At 71.4% G+C, this 1,166-nt stretch carries 1 protein-coding gene; it reads left to right on the top strand.

What is annotated here, in order from left to right:
- Positions 1-2 precede the first annotated feature (2 nt).
- Positions 3-1,166 (top strand): steroid 3-ketoacyl-CoA thiolase, encoded by a 1,164-nt coding sequence (locus C8K38_RS26760; RefSeq protein ID WP_097214452.1) that lies wholly within the window; start codon positions 3-5, stop codon positions 1,164-1,166.

The raw sequence follows: 1,166 nt of genomic DNA, 5'->3' as shown, positions 1-1,166 counted from the left end.
CCGTGGGCACACCAGTAATCGTCGAGGCAGTCCGTACCCCGATCGGCAAGCGAGGGGGTTGGCTGTCCGGCCTGCACGCGGCGGAGACCCTGGGCTCGGTTCAGGTCGGACTGCTCGAGCGGGCGGGCATCGACCCCCTCCTCGTCGAGCAGGCCATCGGCGGCTGCGTCACCCAGGCCGGTGCACAGTCCAACAACGTCACCCGGGTCGCCTGGCTGGCTGCGGGTCTGCCGTGGCAGACCGGCGCCACCACCATCGACTGCCAGTGCGGTTCCGCGCAGCAGGCCAACCACCTGATCGCCGGGCTGATCGCCACCGGCGCCATCGACATCGGCGTCGCCTGCGGCGTCGAGCAGATGAGCCAGGTCCCGCTCGGCGCCAACGTCGGCACCGAGGCAGGCCCGCGCCGCCCGGCGTCCTGGGACATCGACATGCCCAACCAGTTCGAGGCCGCCGAGCGGATCGCGAAGCGTCGCGGCATCACCCGCGCGGACATCGAGGCGCTCGGCGTCCGCTCGCAGGCCCTGGCCAAGCAGGCCTGGGCCGAGGGACGCTTCGACCGCGAGGTGCTGCCCGTGACCGCCCCCGTCATCGGCGAGGACAAGCTGCCGACCGCCGAGACCACAGTGGTTTCCCGGGACCAGGGCCTGCGCGACACCACGCTCGAGTCGCTCGCCAAGCTCAAGCCGGTCATCGAGGGCGGCATCCACACCGCCGGCACCGCCTCGCAGATCTCCGACGGCGCCGCCGCAGTGCTGCTGATGGACTCCGACCGCGCCCTCGCCCTCGGCCTCAAGCCCCGCGCCCGGATCGTCTCCCAGGTGCTCGTCGGCGCCGAGCCCGAATTCCACCTCGACGGCCCCGTCCAGGCCACCGCCAAGGTCCTCGAGAAGGCAGGCATGAAGATCGGCGACCTCGACCTGTTCGAGGTCAACGAGGCCTTCGCGTCCGTCGCACTGTCCTGGGCTCGGGTGCACGGCCCCGACATGGACAAGGTCAACGTCAACGGCGGCGCCCTCGCCCTCGGCCACCCCGTCGGCAGCACCGGATCCCGCCTCATCACCACCGCACTGCACGAACTCGAGCGGACGGACAAGTCCACCGCACTGATCACCATGTGCGCCGGCGGCGCGCTGGCCACCGGCACCATCATCGAGCGGATCTGA

Origin of the sequence: Rhodococcus sp. OK611, assembly GCF_003050885.1 — a bacterium.
In the GTDB taxonomy this organism is placed as follows: domain Bacteria; phylum Actinomycetota; class Actinomycetes; order Mycobacteriales; family Mycobacteriaceae; genus Rhodococcus_G; species Rhodococcus_G oryzae.
The sequence above is the reverse complement of the archived record's forward strand: the minus strand, read 5'-3'. Positions and strand labels throughout refer to the sequence as shown.